Source organism: Bradyrhizobium sp. NBAIM03, from assembly GCF_020194055.1.
Taxonomy (GTDB): Bacteria; Pseudomonadota; Alphaproteobacteria; order Rhizobiales; family Xanthobacteraceae; genus Bradyrhizobium; species Bradyrhizobium yuanmingense.
In genome coordinates, this window is the sequence record NZ_JADYVS010000012.1 from 134,562 (window position 1) to 158,919 (window position 24,358).

The 24,358-nt window shown below is 61.1% G+C and carries 14 protein-coding genes and 3 pseudogenes; 6 read left to right on the top strand and 11 right to left on the bottom strand.

Going from position 1 to position 24,358, the window contains the following annotated elements; all coding sequences use genetic code 11:
• Positions 1–105 precede the first annotated feature (105 nt).
• The 4 genes and pseudogenes from I6F21_RS19810 to I6F21_RS19825 all read right to left on the bottom strand — a co-directional run bounded on the left by I6F21_RS19810 (position 106) and on the right by I6F21_RS19825 (position 8,836).
• Entirely contained in the window at positions 106–1,167 is a 1,062-nt protein-coding gene (locus tag I6F21_RS19810; RefSeq protein WP_225128629.1) for a toprim domain-containing protein, read from the bottom strand.
• The gene (locus tag I6F21_RS19815; RefSeq protein ID WP_225183374.1) at positions 1,167–5,486 is read right to left on the bottom strand and encodes a strawberry notch-like NTP hydrolase domain-containing protein; all 4,320 of its coding nucleotides are present in this window, start codon (positions 5,484–5,486) and stop codon (positions 1,167–1,169) included. The genes I6F21_RS19810 and I6F21_RS19815 overlap by 1 nt, the downstream gene beginning before the upstream one ends.
• Before the next feature lie 180 nt (positions 5,487–5,666).
• Positions 5,667–7,777 (bottom strand): annotated as a pseudogene (locus I6F21_RS19820) (ParB/RepB/Spo0J family partition protein).
• Positions 7,778–7,882: 105 nt separating this feature from the next.
• The gene (locus I6F21_RS19825) at positions 7,883–8,836 is read right to left on the bottom strand and encodes a zincin-like metallopeptidase domain-containing protein (protein ID WP_225128631.1); all 954 of its coding nucleotides are present in this window, start codon (positions 8,834–8,836) and stop codon (positions 7,883–7,885) included.
• Positions 8,837–9,952: 1,116 nt separating this feature from the next.
• On the opposite strand from I6F21_RS19825, the gene I6F21_RS19830 reads away from it, so the two are divergent.
• Positions 9,953–10,753, top strand: coding sequence for a glycosyl hydrolase (locus I6F21_RS19830; protein WP_225128634.1), 801 nt, complete (start codon positions 9,953–9,955; stop codon positions 10,751–10,753).
• Positions 10,754–12,225: 1,472 nt separating this feature from the next.
• Here I6F21_RS19830 and I6F21_RS19835 read toward each other — a convergent pair.
• Positions 12,226–12,594 (bottom strand): hypothetical protein, encoded by a 369-nt coding sequence (locus tag I6F21_RS19835; RefSeq protein ID WP_225128636.1) that lies wholly within the window; start codon positions 12,592–12,594, stop codon positions 12,226–12,228.
• Between the two features lie 620 nt (positions 12,595–13,214).
• On the opposite strand from I6F21_RS19835, the pseudogene I6F21_RS19840 reads away from it, so the two are divergent.
• From I6F21_RS19840 to I6F21_RS19860, 5 genes and pseudogenes are all read left to right on the top strand, one after another.
• Positions 13,215–13,662, top strand: a pseudogene (locus I6F21_RS19840) (Ku protein); the annotation flags it as partial.
• Between the two features lie 79 nt (positions 13,663–13,741).
• A complete protein-coding gene (locus I6F21_RS19845) occupies positions 13,742–14,041 on the top strand; it encodes a hypothetical protein (protein WP_225128638.1) in 300 nt (99 codons plus the stop codon).
• Positions 14,042–14,512: 471 nt separating this feature from the next.
• Positions 14,513–14,881 carry a hypothetical protein gene (locus I6F21_RS19850; RefSeq protein ID WP_225128641.1) on the top strand — a complete coding sequence of 123 codons (369 nt, stop codon included), beginning with the start codon at positions 14,513–14,515 and terminating at the stop codon, positions 14,879–14,881.
• A gap of 64 nt (positions 14,882–14,945) precedes the next feature.
• A complete protein-coding gene (locus tag I6F21_RS19855) occupies positions 14,946–16,229 on the top strand; it encodes a cystathionine gamma-synthase family protein (protein WP_225128643.1) in 1,284 nt (427 codons plus the stop codon).
• Between the two features lie 225 nt (positions 16,230–16,454).
• A pseudogene (locus I6F21_RS19860) lies at positions 16,455–16,664 on the top strand (nickel/cobalt efflux protein RcnA); the annotation flags it as partial.
• 262 nt (positions 16,665–16,926) lie between these two features.
• Here the strand turns inward: I6F21_RS19860 and I6F21_RS19865 are convergent.
• The 6 genes from I6F21_RS19865 to I6F21_RS19890 all read right to left on the bottom strand — a co-directional run bounded on the left by I6F21_RS19865 (position 16,927) and on the right by I6F21_RS19890 (position 23,780).
• Positions 16,927–18,657, bottom strand: coding sequence for an ABC transporter ATP-binding protein (locus I6F21_RS19865; protein ID WP_225128644.1), 1,731 nt, complete (start codon positions 18,655–18,657; stop codon positions 16,927–16,929).
• Positions 18,654–19,535, bottom strand: coding sequence for an ABC transporter permease (locus tag I6F21_RS19870; RefSeq protein WP_225128645.1), 882 nt, complete (start codon positions 19,533–19,535; stop codon positions 18,654–18,656). The genes I6F21_RS19865 and I6F21_RS19870 overlap by 4 nt, the downstream gene beginning before the upstream one ends.
• Positions 19,532–20,494, bottom strand: coding sequence for an ABC transporter permease (locus tag I6F21_RS19875; RefSeq protein WP_225128646.1), 963 nt, complete (start codon positions 20,492–20,494; stop codon positions 19,532–19,534). The genes I6F21_RS19870 and I6F21_RS19875 overlap by 4 nt, the downstream gene beginning before the upstream one ends.
• Positions 20,491–22,179, bottom strand: a complete 1,689-nt coding sequence (locus tag I6F21_RS19880) for an ABC transporter substrate-binding protein (RefSeq protein ID WP_225128647.1) — start codon at positions 22,177–22,179, stop codon at positions 20,491–20,493. Before I6F21_RS19880 ends, I6F21_RS19875 begins: the two co-directional genes overlap by 4 nt.
• Positions 22,180–22,211: 32 nt before the next feature.
• A complete protein-coding gene (locus tag I6F21_RS19885) occupies positions 22,212–23,546 on the bottom strand; it encodes an NtaA/DmoA family FMN-dependent monooxygenase (protein WP_225128648.1) in 1,335 nt (444 codons plus the stop codon).
• A 63-nt stretch (positions 23,547–23,609) separates the two neighbouring features.
• Positions 23,610–23,780 (bottom strand): hypothetical protein, encoded by a 171-nt coding sequence (locus I6F21_RS19890; protein WP_225128649.1) that lies wholly within the window; start codon positions 23,778–23,780, stop codon positions 23,610–23,612.
• Positions 23,781–24,358 lie beyond the last annotated feature (578 nt).

The window sequence follows — 24,358 nt, forward strand, 5'->3', positions numbered from 1 at the left end:
CCGGTCCGCTTGCCGTCCGATCGCCCTCTAGAAGGCCGAGGTCGCGTCCTCTTCCGGCAATGGCCTTGGAACGACCGAGCTATCAACGTCGATCGAAGCACCGGCCTATTCTGCGGCTACTGTCGACGAATGCAGGAAGCGGACGACGTCCTCTGGTGCGAGTTGAAGCCGTAACTCTGCTCGGAGGGCCTCGAGACCGAAGATGTGCAGGTCTTCGTTGAAATCCCCCAGCCGGGGCGACAGGGTGATCGCTTCAACGCCGGCCTCTTCGGCGCGCTGGGTGAGAATCGCCTGTACGGCATCTCCGGCAGCATCGTCATCGCGGGCGATATAGAGCCGACGCAGGCCAGATGGCAGCATGATTGCTGCGAGATGATTGGCCGAAATCGCGGCAGCCATGGGCATGGTCGGCAGCACGTAACGCAATGAAAGCATGGTCTCAATCCCCTCGCCGGCGGCGAGCACGTCGCCCACCACACCGAAGCGGACGGCGTTGCCGAGCAGGTCACCCATAGCCCGTCGTGGCGTGTCGATCGGAGCCTTGCCGAGACGAACGCGATCAAAGCCGTCTGGATCGAGCCAGGTTCGGTGCGCTCCGGTGATCCGCCCCTCGAGGTCCGTGACGCGGGCAATCATCGCCGGCCAGGTCTCGGTGGGCGAATGCTCATCCGGTCGATAGTAGCAACGAGGGTGGAAGCGCAGGCTGCCACCATGGTGGATGTGGGTTATCCCGCGACGCTGCAAGTATTTTTCGACCACCGTCCCCTCGATCGGACTGGATATCGCAAAGAGCCGACGGGCGGCTTCCTGCGATCCAGCCGGCGCTACCGAACGAACGGGTTTCGAGGTCAGCTGGGGCACGGGACGAGGCAGCTTCAGAAACCGTCTCGCCTCCTCGGCGGCCGCGCTGAAGTCGCGCAACCCCCGGCATTCGCGGATGATGTCGAGGAGGTCGCCATGCTCGCCGGTCGCAGCGTCGGTCCACTTGCCGGCAGGGCCCTTCGGTGATTCCTGAAGCCGCACGAACATCGAGCGGCCCGGCTTGTTGCGGACGTCGCCGACCACCCAGTACCGCCCCGCGCGCTTGCCATTGGAGAGATAGTATCGGCACACGGCCTCGGCCTCGCGCGCGAGGCGGCATGCCAGTTCGCAAGGCGCGGGGGACATCACGCAGCCACCCGCTCACTGACGCGCGCGACCGGGTAGGTTTCGAGCACCTTTGTCAGGATCCCGACGCCGCTTTCGTCTGTGGGCACAAACATCCGCAGCTTCCAGGAGATGATCTCTCCAAAGAGGCCGTAAGCACGGAGGCGATCGCGCATCGTGTCGTTGAATCCCGATAGCTCGATGCGGCATGCGCCCATCACCCGGACGCGACGAAGCTGGAGCCCTTCCGCGAGATCGAGGAGGGTGCGTCCTTCCATCAAGGCCGCAAAGGCAGTGTCCGGCGATAGCGTAGGCGCGTCCGCCGCGAAGGCGTTTGCGACCCACGCCGCAGAAACCTTGCGGCCGATGATGCGCTCGCCCGCATCGGTCTGGAGCCGATAGACGCGGGTCGATTCGTTCGGCAAGCGTTTCCAGATGGGCAACAGCAAGCCGGCCACTACGTGGATCGTGCTTTCCGTGAACTCAGGCACCTCGGCGAGCTCCGCCAGCCAGGCCGCGGCAAAACGTTCGCGATCCGCTTCGACCCAATGGCTCTCCGCCATCATGTTCAGTCGGACTTGGTGCTGCTCCATAGGGCGGATCAGGCGGACGCGGCGCTCGATGTCGCCGTCGTCGAGCATGATGCTCGCGGCCGGAACCTGCACGGCGGCCCTTCCTGAGCGCTCGTTGATCAGCAGGACGGCAGGATTGGAAAGACGAGTAAGGGCGTCATCCAAACCAACGGGATGGTTACGCCGGCGCTGGATGACGCTGAGCAGCCGCGTCTCGGCACCTGTGCGCGGATGGACATAGATCGTCCGCCGGCCGCTGACGACAAAGCTTTCGGCGCGGAGCGTTTCCAATCCGACATCGTACGTGCCCGATGCGACCGCGCCCTCGATCCGGGCGGTCAAGAGCTGCTCGAAAGCAGTGAACAGGACATTTTGCAGGTCGATGGTGAGCGCCAACAACCTGTTCAGGAAGGTCGTGATCGGCGGCAGGTCATCCCTGAGCCCATTGGCATCTGTCAGCTTCAGGCCGGTTGCATCCTCGAACTTCTCGAGCGAACAGCCGTCGACTTTGCCGCGCACCAGCAGCATGTAGAGTTGACGCAAAGCATCGCGCCCGTACTGACTTTCGAGATTGTCCTCGGGCCGGAAGAGGCCCTGTCCTCCGGTCTGGCGCTGGCCGCGCGTAATGGCCCCCAATGTGTCGAGCCGGCGCGCGATGGTGCTGAGGAAGCGCTTTTCGGCCTTCACGTCGGTCGCGATGGGCCGAAACAGCGGGGGCTGCGCCTGATTGGTCCGGTTTGTGCGGCCGAGCCCCTGGATCGCAGCATCCGCCTTCCAGCCGGGCTCAAGCAAATAGTGGACCCGCAAGCGGCGATTCCGGGCCGACAGCTCGGCGTGGTAGCTCCTCCCCGTGCCGCCCGCGTCGGAGAACACAAGGATGCGCTTGACGTCATCCATAAACGCCGAAGTCTCAGCGAGATTGGCCGAACCCGCGCGGTTCTCGACCACCAAGCGCTCGCCCTTTCGGATGACCCGTCGCGAGCGGCCAGTCACTTCGGCGACCGTGTCGGTGCCGAAGCGCTGCACGATTTGATCCAGCGCGCCGGGTACCGGAGGCAGCGAGGCGAGTTTCTCGATGAGGCGATCGCGGCGTGCGACGGCTTCCCGGCTCTCGACTGGCTGTCCGTTGCGATAGACAGGCCGAGAGCAGAGATTGCCCTCCGAGTCGGTGAAGGGCTCGTAGAGCTGGACCGGGAAGGAATGGGCGAGATAGTCGAGCACATATTCGCGCGGAGTGATGTCGACCTGGACGTCGCCCCAGTCTTCGGTCGGGATCTCGGCGAGCCGGCGCTCCATTAGCGCTTCGCCCGTTGAAACAATCTGGATGACGGCGGCATGGCCGGCGTCGAGATCGCGATCGATCGACCGGATGAGCGACGGCGTTTTCATCGAGGTCAGCAGATGACCGAAGAAGCGCTGTTTGGCGCTCTCGAAGGCGGATCGAGCCGCGGATTTTGCCTGCCCGTTCAGCGTTCCGGTCTCGCCGATGATGTTGGCGGCCCGCATCGCCGCATCGAGGTTGTTATGGATGATGCTGAACGCATCGGCATAGGCGTCGTAGATGCGAACCTGCTCCGGTGTAAGCTGGTGCTCGACGAGTTCGTACTCGACGCCCTCATAGGACAATGAGCGGGCGGCGTAGAGACCGAGCGCCTTGAGGTCGCGCGCCAGAACCTCCATCGCCGCGACCCCACCCTGCTCGATTGCCTCAACGAACTCGGCACGTGTGGCGAATGGGAAGTCGGCACCGCCCCAAAGGCCGAGGCGTTGGGCATAAGCGAGGTTGTGGACCGTGGTGGCGCCCGTCGCCGACACATAAACCACCCGAGCATTGGGCAAAGCGTGCTGGAGCCTCAGGCCTGCGCGCCCCTGCTGAGAGGCCGCCTGATCGCCGCGCTCGCCCTTGCCACCGGCCGCATTCTGCATGGCATGGCTCTCGTCGAAGACGATCACTCCGTCGAAGTCGGAGCCCAACCATTCAACGATCTGACTTACGCGCGAAAGCTTCTCGCCACGCTCGTCGGTGCGTAGCGTGGCGTAGGTGGCAAAAAGGATGCCTTCCGAAAGCCGGATCGGTGTGCCCTGGCGAAACCGGGACAGAGGCGTAACGAGCAGTCGCTCCATGCCGAGTGCGGACCAGTCGCGCTGCGCATCTTCGATCAGCTTGTCGGATTTGCTGATCCAGACCGCCCGGCGGCGGCCATTGAGCCAATTGTCGAGCAGGATGCCGGCGACCTGCCGCCCCTTGCCCGCGCCGGTGCCATCGCCCAAGAACCAGCCGCGGCGAAAGCGGACGGCATTCTCAGCGTCGTCGCGCGCGGCCGCCACAACATCAAAGGTCGCATCGACGGTCCAGGAGCCCGCAAGGAATTCGGAAAGCGCCTCGCCAGCATAAATGATGCTCTCGACCTGGGCGTCCGATAGAACTCCATCTGCCACCAGACTTGAAGGCAGATGCGGACGGTAGGACGGCTTCGGCGGCGCAACGGACGCCATCGCCGCGGACTGCACGAGTTTCGTCGGATGGGAGCACGATCCGGGAATACGGATGGACTGTAATCCGTACTCCTCATATAGCGCATCGGTGAGGCGGGCGCCTTCCGGCGGCGACCATTCGACGGTCTCGTACGTGAGTTCGACGCGATTTGGCGCTGCGCTTTCCGAAGTGGACGACAGACATGATACGGAAGCGCCCGCCGATCGGGGCATTGCAGGGCGGCTAACGATGTCGGCCACGACCGGCGCGGCGACGGGTAGCCTCGGAGGCACGTACTGGGTCACCCAATTGAGCAAGATGGCAACATCGCCGGCCATGCCCTGCGATGCAGGAAAAGCCTTCGGATCGGCAGCGGGCCACTTGTCGATTACGAGCAGCCTCGTGTCCGTCTGAGTGCCGTGCTTGGCATAGACGGCGCCGTCGATCGCGGCAGAGAACACGACCCGTCCGCGCTCCTGGAGGCGAACAAAGGCCTCTAGCCACGCCGGGTTATCCGGCGCAAGGCCTGCGCCAACGATGGCGACGAGGCGTCCACCATCGCAAAGGCGCGCGAGCGCCGAAGCGATATGCCGGAAAGCGGCGTCTGCCATCCGTCGATCGACATTCGCCACCGCGGAGAACGGCGGGTTCATCAGAACCACGCTCGGCACAACGTTCGCGTCGAGATGATCATCGATCTGCGCGGCGTCGAACCGCGTGACCTCAACGTTGACAAACAAATGATCGAGCAGCGCCGCGCGACCTTCAGCCAATTCGTTCAACATCAGAGAGCCGCCGGCGAGCTCGGCGAAGATCGCGAGCAATCCGGTCCCCGCGGATGGCTCCAGAACGCGGTCGGCAGGCGTAATGCCGGCTGCGACGCATGCGGCCAGCCCAAGCGGGATCGGCGTCGAGAATTGCTGGAACGCCTGACTGTCCTCGGAACGCCGCGTATGGGTCGGCAGACAGCTCGCGATTCTCGCGAGCATTGGCAGCATGGCAGCCGTCGAGCCAGCCTTGGCGCGCATGGCCGGACCGAACTTGCGAAGAAATAGAACTGTTGCCGCCTCGCAGACGTCATAGGCGGTCTTCCAGCTCCAGACGCCGGCCGCGTCTGAGGCGCCGAAGGCTGCCTCCATGGCGCTACGCAGGACGGCGGCATCGATGCGACGGCCGCGTTCGAGCTCGGTCAGGAGCTGTCGCGCGGCCCTGATGGCGGCGGAGGTGAGATTTGCGGCGGCACGCATCGAGAGCGGCGCGGCGGCAGCGCCGCCGGCGAGAGATTCGGTCATGGCAGGATTTCTCGGGAGAGCAGGAACAGGTCGAACCGCGCGGCGCTCCCCTTAAGACCACGGCAATTCAAACCTTCCCGGCCCTGCTCTCCCTCTCAGCGCTCGCCCATAAAATGGGGACCGGCGTTACACACCGGTCTCCAGGCAACTGCGGGATGGCCCGAGCCATCCCGCTCTGTGTCACTCAGCCGCGTCGAGCTGTTGCGGGTCATCGTCGCCGGCGTTCTCCCGATCCTCATCGTCGGCGAGAAATTCGGGTAGCGGGCCTGCTTCAACCTCCGGCTCCACTGACGCCGCATGGGGATCGACGAGACGCAGCGGTTCCGGCAACCAGCCCGAACCATCGAGAAGACGTTCGGCCTCTTTGGCCATGTCGGCCTTCTTCAAGTGGGCGATCAGCTGCGCGGAAGATTCTCCCCTTGCTTCTCGCACGGCTTCCAGAATGCGAGGCTTGATGACCCCGCCAAGATAGTTGTCGACGGTGGGTCGCCAGCCGGCCTGCACCATGTCCAGCCCGACCGCGCGCGCCAGCACATTGGCCTGGTCGAGACGCGCGCGAACACTATGGGCGGAGACACGGCCCTGATCGTAGTGGTTGGCTGGCTCGTAGAGAGCGTTGACCGCAAATGACGCACAGTGAGCGAACAGGGACGCCTGAGCGGCACCGTCGAGAGCTGTGAGCGCATCCCACAGGTCCTTCTCGCCTTTCGGCAACCGTGCTTTCCAGGACTCAGGCGGCGCCTCGACGGTCTTCGCGGACGCGCTCTCCCTCAGGCCGGGGGCTTGAGCGGGGAAGGTCGGCGTGCGAAGTCCGATCTCAAGGGGACTCCCCGTCGACGAGAACCCGTAGAAGGCAGTCAGCACGAAATTGTGCAGCACCGCCTGGAACGCGATCGCCGGATTTTCCGCCAGCGCATCGCGCAATGCCAGTGTACGATGTGCGGTCAACTCGGTGATCAGCCGATCCGGCAAAGGTTTGGCCGCGTCCTCATCATCTTCTTCAGTGTCAGCAGCGCTACTTGCGACCGCGATGACGTGCGCTGAATGGAGCTACCCTCCTTCCCCTCGACCGGCTGCGCATCGGTGCCCTGCCTGACGTCAGAATCGATCGCGGACATGTCGTCCTCCGACCGAACATAGCCCCGATCCACCGACAGGCGCCCTTCGGAATCGATGCTGACGAAGACGCCAGTGCGGACGATCTCGGCCGGCTCGTAGATCATCGATCGGTGTTCGAATGCGAGCAGTGCCGCTTCGATCTTGCCGAGCCGCTGGTCGACCTCATCGGGCAGTTCGTCGGCATCCTGATAATCCGATTCAAGCTTAGTATGCTCGCCGTTGGGTGCGTCGATGGTGGCCTGCTCCTCCGGGGTGAGATCCATAGGTTTGCCCTCGAGTTCGCGGAGGCCGTTGGTATGGCCGTAGGGGAAATCGACCGCCACTGAGATCCAGTTCCAACCCTCGGTTGCGATGCTTTCCGCCTCGAGCTTCAGCTTGTCGGTAACAAGACGGTCCAACAAGGCAAGGTCCTGCAAATATCCGCCATCGTCCTGCTCGAACAGATCACGCAAAACGCCGCCGCCTGCCTGTTCGTAAGCCTCGAGGCCCACGAACCGAGCGCGGCGATCGGACGCACGGACCGTTAGTTCGGTCAGCAAGCGCCGGATCTGGTATGGCTCGTCGTAACCCGAACGACTGACCTGCTCCCAGACTTGCTCCTGGCGAACATGATCGGCTGTCACCGAGAACGCCATCAGTTGCTCGAGCGTCATACCGTCGTGGGCATAGATCTCGTGCAGCTTGCTCGAAACCGAGGCCAGTCGAAGCCGCTGCTTCACGACGGCCGGGTCACAAAATGCCACGCAGCGGTCTTCCTCGCTCATGCCACCTTGCTGGAGGCGCTGGAACGCGCGGAACTGATCGAGGGGGTGGAGGCCGACTCGCTCGTCATTCTCCGCAAGCGAGTCATCTTCCGCGATACCCTGGTCCCGAACAACGCACGGAACCGCTTGCGTCTCCGCCATGCGCTTTTGTTTCACAAGCAGTTCGAGGGCGCGATAGCGCCTGCCGCCTGCAGGCACTTCGAACATGCCCGTCTCGTTCCCTTCGGCATCAACGACGGCACGGACGTTGAGGCTTTGCAGGAGGGTGCGCGCCGCGATGCTTTCGGCGAGTTGCTCGATCGAAATGCCCGCCTTCACATGGCGAACATTGGATTGGCTCAGCACCAGCTTATTGAAGGGAATGTCGCGTGAGGGCGACAGGGTGATCTTCTGGACAGCCTTCGTGATGTCGAGTCTCCACGACGGGCCGCCGCGAGCCTCTCTCGGCCTTCAACCCGTCGCGAAAACGACCCTGCCCTCTCACTCGCTTACCCGCGGTGGCCGAGGAGACCCTCACGCTGCCTCCTGTTCCGCTCTCTCCGTCGTCATGTCGCCAACCTCCTCCGGCAAGAACCCAAGGAGATAATCCGCAACCTTGCTGGCTTGCGAGGCAGCTCGCACAATAGCACGATTGTCCTCTCGCAGCACCTCAAGCCAGGAGCCGATATAATCGGCATGTCGCACCGTCGGCACGATGCCGAGCGAGGCGCATCCGAATGCGGATGATATCTCCGCGATCAATTCCTCAAAGGCATACTTCTTGCTTCCGTAGCTTCCCGACAAATCGCGACTCAGACGCGATGTATGGCCGCTAGCATGCGCCAGCTCGTGAAAGGCCGTCCGATGCCAGTTGATCGGCTCGAAATAGGCTTGTGGTGGCGGTACCTGCACATAATCTTCTGCCGGCATGTAGAAGGCGCGGTTGCCGCCAATGCGGAAGTCGATCCCGGTCGCCTTGATCAGGTATTCAATCTTTGGCTCGATAAGGCCAGGTGGCGGAGGTGGCGTCGTTGCGATCTCCGAAGGCAAGCCTTCGCACTGATCGATATTGAAGACCGTGAACCGCTTGAGGAACGGGATGGCCTGCGCTTCGTCACCTGTTTCGCTGGCGCGCCGCTTTTCGTCGGCCGGCACAAACCGGTCGGCATAGACGACGCTCGTGCCGCGCTCACCCTTGCGGACGTGACCGCCGAGCGAGAGCGCCTGACGGAAGGTGAGCCAGCTCTGACTGGTGAATGCGTGTTCGGTGGCAGCCCCCCAAAGGATTAGGACGTTGATGCCGCTGTATTGACGGCCAGTGGCGGCGCTTTCCGGCATGGCCAATGACGCCGCCGCCGCCGCCGAACCCCAAGGCTGTACCCACGGGACGCGGCCGGCTTCAAGCTCGCCGATAATTTTGTTGGTGATTTCGTCATAAAGGCTGGTTCGGTCCTCGCCGGCGCGTGCCCGAAGATAGTGTCTGGACATAACGGATCTCCGCGACGGGCGCCGCGAGCCTCTCTCGCAGCCTGTAACCCGTCACGGCAAAACCCGGCCGGCACTCTCACTTTAACCTTCTTCAGGCGAAATCGAGGCCGCGTGATTTGCGAGAGCTCCTCACCCACACAAATGACAGAATGCGAAATCTGCGACGCACTCCGTCTTTCGTTCCATTCTTCGGGATGGCCTCGCGGTGCTTTAGGGCCGCAGGCCCCACCAGGCGTGGGCCAACGGCGCATCGCCTCAACGCAAAATGGCACCCGGAGAGCGTGAGCATAGCGACCCGAAGGGGCACGCGGGTCCGAGTGCGGCGACGAGACCGGTTCAATAGCGGCACCCGGGAACGGGGCAGTGATAGCGATCGCCGAGAGGCGAGCCGCTTTCCCGAGTGCCCCCGGCGAGAAACTCCGCAGGCCTTGCGCGAGGGATCGAAGCCGGATGGCCGAGACGCAAAGCGGCTCGGTTCACGAGACCCCGGTGCGGCGGAAGCCGCACGCGCAAAGCGGAAAAATCCGCTAGTCTGAAGATCTAGATGTCCTCGCGCGCATGCGTCTGCGCATCATAGATCCTGATTTGAAGCATGGGAAAACGTTTCTTTAGTTCTTCTCCACCTGCCCTGGCGCCGTCTCTGGTTGCAAATTCGGCTTTGAGTCGGCCATCCACTTCGAGTGCGTAACCAGAGGCCGGCGGTTCACGGGTAGCTGCAACCATTTCATTCCCATTGCGTAGTGAAGGGCTTAAAATGATGGGTAACGTGAGTCGCCAAACCGCGCTAGTCCCACTCCCCGAGCGCGGTGATCGGCGCACCATGTGGATTGACGCTTCGCCGTGCCCAAATGGGCACTGGAGATACAAGGCGCGCTGAGCCCCGGCCGTCCTTGAATGCGGCGACGGTGCGGGTATCGGTGGACGTACCCTCCCTACCGCAAGGGCGAGAGTATCCTTGTTGCGCCACGTGCGTGGGTTGGAAAAGTAGCGGACAGGCGCGCACCGTGCACTCTCGCACTAGTCAGCTTCTCGAAAGCCAACCGTCCTAAAATTCGAAGCCGATCTTTAAGGGCCAACCGAAGAGGCTTTGTTCTCATAGGAGCAAGGGAGAGCATAATGGATTCCAATCGGATAAACGGTGCCGGCTTGCCAGAGTTCCCAACGGGGTACGCCCGCTCACAGGAGGATCATGAGCTTTTCAGACAAGCTGTAAACGACGTCGGGCGGCCGCTCGCCGCTGTACCGGCAAAGCCCCCGATTTGGAGTTCGAGCGCTCCATACGGGAACTTTGCACGCGATGGCTACTCCTGGAACAACGATGTGTGGGGCAGTGGTGCCGGGCCTCAGACCATTTCAGTGTATGGACCGAACCGGTGGAGCGTGTGGTCGAACCAGCCTCGAACTGGTGGCATCAAGAGCTATCCGCATGAGGCCGTCCATATCGGGAAGCCGCTCAGTGCAATCAACACCTTGAGCTCGACCTTCAATCAGGACGTTCCTAACAGCGGCGCTTGGGACACCGCCTATGATATTTGGGACAGCTCAAACCAGCATGAGATCATGATCTGGACAAACTACACCGGAAACTCGGACGGTAGCGGCAACGTTAAGCCGATTTCTTATCATTATCGGCAGGATCCCTCCGGGGCGGCGATCCCCGTCTACACTAACGTCGAGGTGGGAGGGACGACCTGGAACGTGTTTCAAGGGAACAATGGTCACAACGTCATCTCGCTCGTGCCCACTTCGAAGAGCAATAGCGGGACAGTGGACATCAAGGGCATCCTAGAGTGGATCAAGTCGAAAGGCTACTTCGGCGACATAAACGTCGGTAGCGTCCAATACGGCGTCGAGATCACCTCGTCCCCAGGCGGAATGGACTTCAAGTTCAATAACTGGACTGTGACCTCAAAGTGAAGATCCAGTTCTGTTCGCCTCAGTCAGCTTTCTGTCACCGTTATCTCGACGACGGGCGCTGGTGTACTGGCGTAGCCTTGCGGACGCGTTCATTTGCAATGAACGCGTGTGTTGCTAGCTGCGGAAGATAGCACAGGTCAGATTTTTGGCACAGTCCAGATGGTACCTGCCGGCTCTGAGAGCCAGATGCATAGCGCTCAAGTCGTCAAACTGCTGGTTGGAAGAAGTGCACGCCGTCGCGGTATCGGGCGCTGGCTGCTGTCGGCTGGGAAAGATATTGTTGACGCTCAGCACGACCACAAGTTCTGCTGCCGAGCGTCTTTACGCCAGCGAAGGATGGCAGCGGGTGGGGTATCATACCGGGTTGTGTGCTCGCCTCTGACGGAACCTATCGCTCGACGACCTTCTTCTACAAGAATCTCTGATACTGCGTTGCTAGATCATTGCTGACGGGCTTGGTATTCATATAGACAAGATCGTCGGGTCGCGTCCCGATAACCATCATCGTCGGGGAGCATCGCTGACATTGCAGCCTTGTTCATGGTTTGTGAACAACGACAACGGGATCTCCAGATGAGAATATCAAAACTGAGCAGACGGTGGATCATTCAACTGCTGGCGCCGCTTGTAATCACAATGACTTGCATGAGCGCCGCTGAGGCTAGTTGCAGTCCCGACGCCGCCGGGCCGACGATCGGGATTTAAATTCCATGCGCATGGGCTGCGGAGACTGAAGCAATGCCTAGCAATGCGCTTGACAAGCTGCCCCAGCTCCTAACTGCCGCGTTAAAAGACTTCTTCGTCGAACATCGAAGCCCGTAAATCGGGGCGCCCGGTAGCGGCACTAAGGGAAAGGGGCTCGCCTCTCGGCGATCGCCATCACTGCCCCGTTCCGCCTTCGGCGCGCGCCGCCCGTGGGAGGCCGGCGTTCCCCTCATCGCATAGAACGAGAGGATCCGTCCTCCCTTCAGCGTGTCGCCGACGGTCGCCTTTGCAGCAGGTGACGCCATGCGATCAATCCGACGCCTGAGGCTTCGGCCTCCGGCTCCCATTGCGCAATGTCGGAGGCGATGACTTGGCCTATTATCGTTTCGCAGAAACCGGGGCCGACTCGATTACATTTGAGACGAACGCGTCAGAGCCGCCGATCCGAGTATGAGGCTTGGAGCATTGCTAAACTGCGGTGAAGTTTTACCAGGAAGACCTGAAGCGCCGGCGCCGGGCGACCGGGATCGTATCTGTGGGACAAACGCGATGGCAAAGGGGTAAGGGCGAGAATTGCACAAACTAAGCGCCTCAGTTCGCGCGCGACGGATAGCTCGCAATCTTGCGAGTGAGCTGCCAAGTTCGACCGTGTTGGTCTCGGCTAATTGCTGCGCTCGCTGCTTAGCCGCCTCCTCACCAGCGCAGCCTTACGCAGTGCACTATATTCCCGTCGGGCTGCGCTGCGTGCATGTCTTTGGTGGAGGTCGTCATCGGTCATGCTTATCTGATCGCGACCAGCGGCCGGCGTATTGCCTAGTTGCAACGTTCCTGTATGGACATCGCTCGGATCTTATTCCCCGCCAGTTGCGCTCGACGATAGCTATAATCAATTTTTCAGTGGCGATCAGAGCCAGCTCCATTTTTTCCTTAACAATGGTCGACGTATCTCGACCGATACTGTCGAGGTGGTTCAGGGCCATCGTTTTGAAGCTATGGGCTAGGCGCTCCTCGGCATCGTCACGTGCATAGTCTACAATAGTATCCAGGTGGGCGACGATTTCAGCCCGTTGCTCGGTCGGTTTTGGTCCGTCAAGCAACGTTATCGCTCGAATAAAGGACTCCTCAATGGGGATCATATCACGTCTCCTTTGGACTGTGGTTGGAAGCAGTGATTCCAGCTCGCACCGTTGGTGAAGATTCAGCGGAAAGGCGGGGACTTCAAGCGGCTTACCGCTCCGAAAAACGGCCAGCGCAGGGGTGATTCGGCGCTCACGCCCCCGAAAGCACTGTCTCTACCACCAGCCGTCGCCCTCGGAGTTAGCAAGGCTGGCCACCTCGGCCCCCCAGAGGCTGAACTCCCAAAGGGTGCTGCTAATTATCGCGGAGAAGGACTGCAAGGTACCTACCAGGATTGGTTGGCGCCGATCTCATGTGGTCCGCGATTAGGCAGCTGGTGGGGGTATGGGTCGTGGCCGTGTGTCCACTCGATTCCAAATTGGTGGTTCTCCCTTTGAACGAGAACCTAAGCGTCGTGCCCTGCCTTTCCGCTCGCGTGGACGGCATCGACCGCGGCGCGGATTGCCTCCTTCTGAGTAGCGTATGGGTCGGCTATCGTCGCTCGCAGTCATTTTGGCCACGCCGTGGAATCGTGGTGGCTGGCTCACGCAATCTTTGCTGGCGCTCTGCAGGCCGATCGCCGACAGACGGCAGCCTCGCGAGCTGAGGAAGAAGGCCTGGCCTTTTTGGGAAACACAGTATCGCCTTCAACCGCCAGACGGGACACCGCATCAAGTACGTGAAGGTCGATGCCGACACCGGCGACGAGGTGCCGAACGAAGACATCGCCGGGGTTACGCGCTCGAGAAGGGTCAGTACATCTAGGTCTCGAAAGAGGAGCTCGAGGAGATCGCGCTCGAATCGACACGTACCATCGAGATCGACGAGTTCGTCGACCGGCCCGACATCGATCCCCGCTACCTGATCCGCCCCTACTGCCAGCGCCCGGACGGCTAGGTCGGCCACGACGCCTTGGCCGTGATCCGTGAGAACATTCGAGAGATGGACAAGGTCGCCATCGGTCGGGTGGTGCTGACCAACCGCGAGCATATCATTGCGCTCGAGCCGATGGACAAAGGCCTTGTCGGCACTCTGCTGCGCTACCCTATGGCGTGCGCAGCGAGCTGGAATGCTTCGACGAGATCCGTCGAGGACTTGCCCCTCCAGGGCGGCGGCCACGAATTCCGGCGGCTGAGCGCTAGCATAACCGCTCATTAGGTTGGCGGCATGACCCAGCTTGAGCCGGATCCCATCGCTGCCATTTTCGCGCGGATCGAGGGCGACGCCTATGCCGAGTTCTTGTCCGACGTCAGCGAAAACGGCGTGCGCGAAGCGGTCGGCGTGTTCAAGAGAAATATCCTCGACGGCCGCAATCGCTGTCGCGCCGCCGTCGAGACCGGCGCCGATTGCCCGACGCGCAACTATTACGGTGACGATCCGCTGGGATACGTCATCAGCCTGAATTTGAAGCGTCGACACCGACAACGATCCGAGATCGAGATGTTGCTCTCTCTCGGAGAGATTTAATCGCGTTAGGGCTTCTTCTCGAATTCGAGCGGGCCCACGTCCCGTTCGGCAGCCCAATTTTCAACCCTCTGGTCTACGTCATCCTCCGCATGAGCTGAATCTGCCACGTCATAGACTGTGAGCACTCCGTCCCACTGCGCCCGCCGAGAGCCAGCGCGCGATGTGTGCGGCGCGGGCAGCCGAACAGTTCAGGCAGCGACAGGGGACGGCCGCGCAGAGCAAGGCGGCGGTGGCACGGTGGGACGGCGAGGTGGAAATCAGACGCCTCCACGCGGATACGTCCCTGTCATATGATGGTAGTGCTGAAATGGTCGAGCAGCTTCGGGCAGGCGCAACGATCACCGCGTTTCCAACTCCTATGGTCGCCACCTGGCGATAGCTTCTTCGTCAGCTTACCGACAGGTAAGTGCTTCAGAGGTTACAACGTATCGTATGGACTAAGTCTACTCAGTCCTGGCAAGGGAGTATGGAATGGATCCTTTTGAGGCAGGACAGATTCTGCGCGCCGATGGGATCTCTTCGAACGAACAAAAGGGGGCAGGAGCGGAGATCCTCCCTGATTCGCTCCAGTATCTCGAGCTCAGCGACAATCAATTGACGAGTCTGCCGGAGGGCTTCCCCGCTATGCTCCATACTTTCGCCGTTAGGGGCAACCAGCTAACCAGCTTACCTGAGGCGCTTCCGCCCGGGCTCGTGCTCCTCCTCGCTAACCATAGCCAGCTAACCAGCCTACCCGAGAACCTACTGACGCATTTGAGCACTGGTGCCGAGTTAGATGTGTCTGGAGATCCGCTGCCGGAGCAGGTGCTGACGAACCTGCATACAGGCTCGATTTCGTGACCACCGCGGTGTACCACCGATTCGGCCCGCCACGCGCGGCGAGCATCAGAACAGCGAGGCAGCCATGGCAAAACCGTTCCCGTCGAAGACCCATATCGGCAACCATATGCTGCATCCGGAAACCCTGATGCTGACCTATGGCTATGATCCGCAATTGTCGGAAGGCGCCATCAAGCCGCCGGTGTTCCTGACCTCGACCTTCGTGTTCAAGACCGCCGAAGACGGCCAGGACTTCTTCGATTACGTCGCCGGCCGGCGTGAGCCGCCAGAAGGCATGGGCGCGGGCCTGGTCTATTCGCGCTTCAACCACCCCAACAGCGAGATCGTCGAGGACAGGCTCGCGGTCTACGAGCGCACCGAGAGCTGTGCGCTGTTCTCCTCGGGCATGGCGGCGATCGCGACCACGATCCTCGCCTTCGTCCGGCCCGGCGACGTCATCCTGCACTCCCAGCCGCTCTATGGCGGCACGGAAACGCTGCTGACGAACACGCTGGCGCGCCTGTCGATCGGCGCGGTCGGCGTTGCCGACGGCATCGATGAGGCCTCCGTCAGGCAGGCCGCGGAGGAGGCGACGGGGAGGGGGCGGGTTTCGATGATCCTGATCGAGACCCCGGCCAATCCGACCAACGGCCTCGTCGACATCGCGATGATCCGCCGCATCGCCGATTCCGTCGGCAAGGCCCAGGGACACACGCCGATCATCGCCTGCGACAACACGCTGCTCGGCCCGGTGTTTCAGCGGCCGATCGAGCACGGCGCGGACCTGTCGCTGTATTCGCTGACGAAGTATGTCGGCGGCCACTCCGACCTGATCGCGGGCGCCGCACTCGGATCGAAGGCGATCATGAAGGGCATCAAGGCGCTGCGCGGCGCCATCGGCACCCAGCTCGATCCGCATTCCTGCTGGATGATCAACCGCTCATTGGAGACGCTGAGCCTGCGCATGGAAAAGGCCGATGCGAATGCGCGCCTGGTCGCGAGCTATCTGCGCGACCACCCCAAGGTCGCCAGGGTTCATTATCTCGGTCATCACGAGCAGGCCTCGCCCTCGGGGCGGGTGTTCGCGAGACAATGCCTGGGCGCGGGATCGACCTTCTCGTTCGACATCGTCGGCGGCAAGGAGGCGGCCGTGAAATTCCTCAATGCGCTGCAGATCCTCAAGCTGGCGGTGAGCCTCGGCGGCACCGAGTCGCTCGCGAGCCTGCCCGCGACCATGACCCATTCCGGCGTTCCCGCCGACATCCGCCAAAAGATCGGCGTGCTCGATTCCACCATCCGGCTGTCGATCGGGATCGAGAACCCGTCGGATCTGATCGCCGACCTCGCCCAGGCCCTGAATGCGGCTTGAGCGGGGGATCAAAGCGGATTGGACGCGCGGCATGCCGACATGATCGCCGCGGCAGCCTCGCTGCTCTGCGCGCCCGAGAGCTGCCGCACGACGCAGATGTAATAGCCCTTGCTGGATGCGTTCAGCAGGGAATCGCCGGCAGGCCCGTCATCTCACTCGGCTTAGAGCCATTTGGAGACGGCGCGACCCGTGGGCCAACGAACGAAACCGACTCCCAATTGTCGCCTGATCCCGTGCCCGACCGCGATCACCGTGCTCCTGCTTTGCATCTGGTTGGAGCAGTTGACCTCGACTCAGTTATGGTCCTCCGCTTCCTTGCAATCACGATGGTTTCGGCCGGCGTTGCCGCCCCCCCTCAGCCTTCGCCGGCTCGAGCGCGATTGGAGCGTCTTTAGCCGCTTCGCGCACCGTGCGCCAGACGTTCTCCGCCGCTAGATCGTGCTTGTCGGCCTCTACAGGGCTTGGTCGGGTTGGCACTAGACCCACCTGCGCCGGTGTGGTGATCGCCCATCGCATCTTGTGGACTTCCCTCTGGCAGTGAACCCCCTTTAAGGACGGGCATTTGCATCGTCCGAATAGGCAGACGGGCTTCCGCTGGCGCGGATGCATGCATGGGAGAGCCACGGCCCGATCTCACTGCCTTGCACAGCGCCTGCTCCGTGCGCTGAGCCGCCGCGGAGTGGCTGGCCTTGAGACTTTAAGCCGCCTGGAAGTGCAATTGTGGAACGGCTGCAACCAGCTTCCTCGTATAGGCTTGCCGAGGCCGTAAAAATACGTCGTCGGCTCCGCCGGCTTCGACGGTCACGCCGTGATTCATGACAAGAACACGGTCGCTCAGGTGGTGCACGACGCCGAGATCATGTGAGATGAATAGATAGCTGACGCGCAAGTGAGACTTGAGATCGCCAAGCAGATCGAGAATTTGCGCCTGGATGGATACATCAAGTGCCGCGACCGGCTCGTCACATACGATGATCTTGGGGCGCGGAGCAATCGCGCGGGCGATCGCAACCCGCTGGCGTTGACCGCCCGACAGTTCGAGTAGCCGCCTGGTTCTGAAGCTTGGTGACAGCCCCACAAGATCGAGCAACTCGCTGACCTCGGATCGTCGACTGGCTCTGTCGAGGGGATCTCCGCGGCGCCTCGCCAAGGCATCATCAATGACGCGCTCGATGCTCCAGCGCGGATCGAATGAACTTAGTGGGTCCTGGTAGATGACCGAGATATCCGATCGCCGCTGGCGGCGCTCTTTCTCAGTCGCTGCAGTCCACGGCGCACCTTCGAGCGTCACCTCTCCCAGGTCTGGCCTTTCGAGCGCGAGCGCCATGCGTGCCACGGTCGTCTTCCCAGACCCTGACTCGCCGACGATACCAAGCGTCTCTCCAGCGCCGAGGCGAAACGAGACATCATTGACAACGGTACGCAGCTTGCCGTCCGGTCCACGAAAGCGCTTGACGAGCCCTTCCGCTTCAAGCAGCGGTCTACTACGCTGTGCGATATCCGATTGGGCCAGCGCTTTGGTCACGTCGCGTTCAGCCGAGATGAAGCGCGGCGCCTTAGAGGACGAAAGACGGCTGCCGCGTGACCGGACGGATGGGATCGCCTTAAGAAGGCTTCTGGTATAATCGTGTCTTGGATTGCCAAAAATCTGTTCTGATGAACCATGCTCGACGATTTCACCGTGTCGCATTACGATGACTTCGTCGGCCATCTGCGATACCACGGCAAGATTGTGGCTGATGAGGATCATGGCCTTCCCGCGTTCGCGGGTCTCGCTGAGCAGATCCAGGATTTGCGCCTGGATCGTAACGTCCAGCGCCGTCGTGGGCTCATCTGCGATCAAGAGAGCTGGATCGAGAGCGATCGCCGTCGCAATCAAGGCTCGTTGTCGTTGTCCGCCTGACAGCTCATGTGGAAGCTGCCGCGCCTTCACCGCCGGCTCGGGCACGCCGACGAGCTTCAGAAGCTCAAGCACCCGTTCTGTCAACTCTGCGCCTGTCCTGATTGCGCGGTGAACAGTCAGGGCTTCACCGATCTCCTTGCCAACCGGTCTTAGCGGATCGAGCGACACCAGTGCGTCCTGTAACACGAAGCCGATACGCTTGCCGCGCAGGGCTCTCCATTCCGTGTCACCCAGGTGACCGATACTCTTCCCTTGAAAAGTCAGGCGGTCAGCTTGGACATGAGAACACGCCCCCGTAAGACCAACCAGCGTCCGGGCCGTAACGCTCTTGCCTGAACCAGATTCACCGACGATCGCAACGCACCGGCCTTCCTCAACCGTAAAAGAGACCCCCTTTACCACAGCTCGCCGCGAATGGGCCGGCCCGAAGGAAACGTTGAGATTTTGTATCGTGAGCAACGGGTCGCTAGCGGGCGGCAGTGTGGCGTCTTGCCGGAAGGAGGCTGCGGGATAGGTCACATTCATGAAAGCTCGATCCTTCCTTCCAAGCGTTGCTGAACGTACTGGCCGATGACAGTCACGGAGAGCGCAAAGGCAGCGATGGCGATACCGGGCATGACCTCGAGCCACCAGGCATAGATCACGTAGTTACGCCCGGCATTGAGCAGCGCGCCCCATTCCGATGAGGGGGGCGCAACTCCCAAGCCTAGAAAGGAAAGACCGGATGCCCAAATGATCGCTTGCCCGACACCGAGCGTGAACATTGTCGCAAGCGGGCTGATTGCGTTGGGGAGAATATGCTTGAACAGGATGCGTCTCGGCGAGTGGCCTAGCGCCTTTGCCGCCTCAACATAACCGGTCGCTTTAACGCTCAGAACCTGCACCCTCACCATCCGCGCATATCCGGGCGATGTTCCAAGGCCGACTGCGATGACCAGCGTCGGGACCGAGGTGCCCAACAACGAAACGAAGAGAAGCGCAAGAAACAGAGTGGGGAGAGCGAACAAGGCGTCGAACAGCCGGCTGAGCACATTGTCGATCCAGCCGCCAGACAGGCCCGCCGTCACGCCGAGTGCAAGCGCGAGGGCAAGGCTGAGCGCAGTCGCACCTAGCCCAATCGAGAGAGACTGACGTGTCCCCGCCACGATGCGGGAATAGAGATCCCGTCCGGACTGGTCCGTCCCCAGCCAATGCGTCAAGGAAGGGGCCTTGAGAGGTGACGTCAGGCTCAGCACTAAAGGATCATGCGTCTGAAGCAGTTTCGGCGCAATCGCCGCGATGAGGAAGAACGCCATAAACAAAGCCGCGACATAGACCCGAACCGGAAACCTACGGGCGCCCGTCAGCACTCTTGCAGTTATGAACGCCTTTGCATGTCCGGCGGAGCTAGTGGCGAAACTCATGCCTCTTTCATCCTGGGATCGACGAGCTGCACCGTGAAATCCACGATCAAGCTGGTAGCGACAAACAGCGCTGCTGAAACCAGAACCACCCCCGAGACGACCGGGACATCCCGTGTCGAGGTTGCTGCAACAAGGACGCCGCCCAGCCCCTGGCGGCCGAAGACCGCTTCGATCAATACCGCGCCGGAGAGCAGCTTCCCTATGATCCAGCCGGAAAGCGTGATCCCCGGCAAGGCAGCATGGCGCAGAGCGTGACGCAAACGGACACTGAAATCTCCCGTGCCGCGCATTCTCGATGATGTGATGAAAGGCTGATCAAGAACCCGTGTGAATTCACTCAGGACCGCTTGACCAAGGAAACCGTAGATTTCCAGGGCCAGGGCCATCGTCGGCAGAACGAGGCCCATGAGCGTGTTGCCGCCGACGACAGGGAACAAGCGAAGCTGGATCGCGAAAACGACCAGCAGGATTGTCCCCAGCCAATAGGGCGGCAGTGTTGCGAGGAAGACCTGAAAGCCGCCTAGCGCCTTGGACCATATGTTGTCACGCCCGGCGAAAAGAACCGTTGTCGTGATCGTGATGATCCAGGCCGTCAACATCGCGGCAAAGGCGAGTGCAATCGTCGGTCCGATCTGGCGCGCAATCAGGTCCGTGACAGGTTGATATTGAACGTAAGACTGCCCAAGATCTCCGTGCATCACGTCCCTTATATACTTTCCGTATTGCGCGATGACGGGTTGATCGAAGCCATATCTGGCGTTGATGGCAAGCAGCTGGTCCCGAGGAATCTCTCCCACGTTTCCGGTATTTGCATTGAAGATGATCTGGGCGCGTTCGCCGGGCATCAGAAACTGCACAAAGAAGGTGAACGTTGCCGCGGCCCAGACCACAATCAGGCCGGACAAGAGCCGCCGCACCAGCCAAAAGCTTCGATTGCCTATCGTCTTCACCGCATTCATTTCTTGCCGGTGAAATATGCGTCCGAGAAAACGGGCTCGCCCACCGACCCGCTGTCGAGCCAGATGTCCTTCACATTATTGGCCAAAGCGAGGGTGACATCCAAAACCGTGTAACTCAGGGACGGCGCGTTCTCGACGATCCGCCGTTCGGCCTGCTGATAAAGCGCGATGCGCTGCTCCTTGTCAGCGGCCTGTTCGGCCTTCTGGATGATGTCCCACAGCGGCAGATCCTGATAGCGGGATGGATTGAAGGGATTGCGCACACCATTCAGGTCCGGCTTGTACGAAATCCGATAGATCTCGGCGCCGGGCGCAACCCAATACAGGGGAACGATCTCATAGTCATTTGGACCAAAATTCTTTCCGGCCCAGAAATCAGCTTGGTTGGTGGGCTGGAGGCGCACGTCGAACCCTGCAGCCTTCGCTTGCTGCTGGATGATCTGCAGGACCTGATCGCCATCCGGAGGCGAAAAGGCGTTGGTGTAGGTGATGCGTATGATCAGCGCTTTGCCGTTCTTAGCTCGGATGCCGTTTGCATCGCGCTCCGTCCAGCCGGCCTCATCGAGCAGCTTGTTCGCCTTCTCGATGTCATAGGAATAGGATTTTGAGAGGTCGCTGACATATTCCGGGGAACTTTGGCTCAAAGCGAAATTGCCCTCATAGGGCAGCGAGCCGAGAAACGCCGCTTGCACGGCAGCACGCCGGTCGGAGGCGTAAGCAAAAGCCTGCCTGACACGCAGGTCGTCGAACGGCGGTCTCTCCGAGTACAATGCAAGCCGAAGCGGCGTTCCGCCCGTGAGGTGACGCACGATCTTGAACCGCGAATTGGCCTCCTGCCAATTGACGGCCGGGATATGATAGACAACGTCGGATTCGCCGGTCAGAAGTGAGCCGTAGCGTATCGTGGGGTCAGCAAGAAAACGCCACTCGATGCCTTCCACATAGGCTGGGCCTTGATGCCTGGCCGTCGCCGGCGCCGAATTATAGTTGGGATTTCGACGGAATATGACGTTCTTGCCGCGATTCCATTTCTCCACGATGAACGGACCTGAACCCACCGGGCTTTCGCAGTTCACGGCCTTGCCGCGCTTCAGCGCCGTCGGCGACAGGATACCTTGCGAGGACTGCGTAAAGACATTCAGCAGCGGCTCGAATGGCGTCTTCAAGGTGATCTTGAGCGTCAGCGGCCCGGTCACCACCGCGGATTCGAAGACGCCCTTGAGATAAGGGCTGGCTGTGGGGTTCTCCAGCTCCGGATTGTCGCTCAGCCATCCATTAATGTTATCGACGACCGCCTGGGCGTCCAGAGGCGTCCCGTCCGTGAATTTGATGTCGGGCTTGATCTGGAAGGTGTAGGTTTTTCGGTCATCCGAAACGCTCCAGGCGGTCGCAAGCCAAGGCAGGATCCTTCCGTCTTCAGCCCTGGCGACCAGATTGTCGCTGAATTGACGCTGCAGGTACCATTGCTGCACCCAGCCACCATAGAGGCACGGCGGTTCCTGGAAGTGACCGTACCGGATGATCCCGCCCGATTGTGGCTTGCCAGCAGAAGCATCTTCCGCCTTCACGGCATCCGCTATGGTAAGGCCAGACATCGCGACGGCGATGATTGCGGCGTGAGACGTCAAACGACGGTTCAGATTTTTGAGAAGAAACGCCGAACGAACGGCAGCCGGCTTAGACATGATAAGCTCCGATTGCGATAAAGGAGAAGCACTCAGGCGGCGGAGACCTGGTCGGTGGGCTCGCCCTGCAGTGGAATGCCGAGGTGCTCGCGCAGCGTTTCGCCTCGATAATCCGAGCGGAACAAGCCGCGCCGCCGGAGAACGGGCACGACATGATCGACGAACGCAGCAGTGCCGTCGGATAGAACATCCGGTATGACGTTGAACCCGTCCACTGCGCCAGCCCGGAACCACTCTTCGAAGGAAGCGGCAATCTGCTCCGGCGATCCAACCAGCACCCGGTGACCGTAAGCAGGCGCCTCGACGATGATCTGGCGGACTGTTTTGCCGGAGCGCACGAGCGCTTCCACAGTGCGATACTGGCCGATGGAAAAAGCCGCGTCCGCATGTCGCGGCAGCCAATTGAGGTCGATTGGTTCGTCGATCTTCAGCCTTTCGGCAGGAATACCGAAACGACTGGCCAGCCCATCAACGGCAACGTCGAAGTTGAGAAGGTCATCAAGTTCCGCCTTGCGCGTGATCGCTTCCTTTTCCGTTCCGCCGACGAACGTGACGACGCCCGGCAGGACGAGGGGCGCCCTTCGTCCATGTTGAGAAGCAAACGACCTGAGGCGATCGGCCTCCCGCAAGGCGATTTCCAAATTGCCTGTCGATGAGAACACGGCATCGGCGCTTCGGGCCGCGAACTGAAGCCCTTGATCCGATCCGCCGGCCTGGAAAATAACCGGCTGCCCCTGCCTTGAGCCCGGATGTGTCAGGGGCCCGCTGATGTCGAAGAACTCGCCGGCATGCCTCGTCGTCCGCAGCCTGCTCGGATCACCAAACCGCCCGGACGCTTGGTCCAGAATAAGGGCGCCTTCTCCCCAGCTATGCCAAAGGGTTCGCACGGCCTCCACGAATTCTTCAGCGCGGCGATAACGGTCATCACGGGATTGCTCGTGGCCGCCGAAGCTCCTCGTCGTATAGACATTGGATGTCGTAACTGCGTTCCAGGCCGCGCGGCCGCCACTGACAACGTCAAGCGACTGGAATCGGCGCGCGAGGTTATAAGGCTCGTTGTACGTGGTGGATGCCGAGCCGATCAGACCGACAAATCTTGTTTCTCGTGCGATGCTGGCAAGCGTAATCGTCGGCTCGATGCCATTGAGGGGTGGGCTTTTGTCGATTGCCGGATTGAGCGCTGGCGTGTCGGCGAGGAAGACCGCGTCGACCTTTCCACGCTCGGCGAGCTTTGCGGCTCGCACGTAATGCTCAATATCGTAGAATGCCCCAGGAGGATTTCCGGGCCACCGCCACGCTGCTGCATGTCCCCCAGCGCCATGCAGGTTCAGGCCAAGGTGAAGCTCACGTCCAAGCGGCGACGTCATCACGCGATATATCCGCCACGGGTAGTGGTAAGCCGGAAGCTCAAAAACGTCATCGCACTCTTCTCAATCTTCGGTAGCCATGAGCGCGTCATGGCGCTTCAACATTGTTGAGGAGCCGACCAGCGTCAACCACGCAGGAAAAATAAGAATGCCTGTTTCAATTCGTGCCGCCGGATAATTGATTTTTGTTGGAAATGCATCACGGCGCGGAACGATAAACTCCGCGACTGACAAACCCCATCTTTCTGGTTTGCAGTCACATCGATGGAGCGATATCGGCGACCAACTCAGAGCCACATACACACATGCGCTGCAAATTTATCGAGGCGTTAGCGACAAGAGCGTCATCTGTACCCTGCGCAAAACGATTGTATCTCAGGCGGATGGCTCCCGGAACAGAAGGGCGCGATCGTGTCGCAATCAGGCTTACGCGTTCTGATGTTTCAGGACTGACGCCGTTCAGAATTGCTGCTCGCCCTCGCCTGGCAAGATGATGGCGCGTCGTGCTCTGAAGTTTCCAGCCGTGGCCACAAGCCGAGCCATCATCGGGGCAAAGAGTTGAAAGGGATCACTGATCGGCTGTCCCGTATCGATCGACCTTGCTCGTTCACGTTTGGGCGGTGCGCCGGAGGCGCATCGCCTTAAGAGAATTGGTACCCGCAGGAGCGTGAGCATAACGACGCCGAAGGCGGCACGCGGGACCGAGTGCAGTCGCGAGACCGGTTAAAAAGGACCCGAGCTCGGGGCAGTGATAGCGACGCCGGAATGCGATGACGGCGGGACCCGAGAGCGAGTGCCTCCGGCGAGCGGCT